This is a genomic window from Stenotrophomonas sp. GD04024 (assembly GCF_029837545.1).
GTDB classification, from domain to species: Bacteria; Pseudomonadota; Gammaproteobacteria; order Xanthomonadales; family Xanthomonadaceae; genus Stenotrophomonas; species Stenotrophomonas forensis.
Genome location: NZ_JAOEDV010000162.1, coordinates 1 through 625 on the forward strand (window position 1 = coordinate 1; position 625 = coordinate 625).

Sequence of the window (625 nt, forward strand, 5' to 3'; positions counted from 1 at the left end):
GTCGGTGTTGCCCGGCAGCTCGGCATCGGTCGGCCAAGGCTCGGCCAGCTGCAGCTGGTCGCTCTCACCGGTGAAGGGCACGACCCGCAGGACGCGGTACACCCGCTCGCCCGGGATACGCAGGCCGATGTAGGCGCTGCGCTGCGCAGGCGCAGGCACCTGCACGTCGAGCTGCAGCGTCACGACTCGCCCCGGCCCCATCGATGCGGACAGGACCTGGCCGCCGAAGCCCCATTGCGTCAGGTCGTGCTGCAGCGCCAGCACCGACATGCGGCCGTAGGCCAGGTGCTCGATATCGGTGCTGTAGCTGATCGACTTGTACTGGTACAGGCTTTGCGCCAGATGCCACCGGGCCAGCATCGCGGCGTGCGCCTCGCTGGTGACGCCCTCGCCGGTCACCTGTGCCGGGTTGAGCATGGTAGTCACGCCTGGCGCAGGCACGCGCAGGGTCTTTGCCTCCCACGTGGCACGGTCCAGGTAGCTGTACTCGATGCCATCGGCGCCGTTGGCCAGGGTGTACTCGACCTGGAACTGCCCCTTCTTGATCGTGGCCATGTTGACCACGCCCGACAGCGGCTGCTCATCGGCGGCCCACACCACGGCCAGACGGCCCTTCGGCCATGCA

1 protein-coding gene is annotated in these 625 nt (G+C 68.5%); it reads right to left on the reverse strand.

The genetic code is table 11. The features are described from left to right. The coding region (locus N7590_RS22110) for a phage tail protein (protein WP_279935910.1) at nt 1–625 on the reverse strand (625 nt) is incomplete at both ends.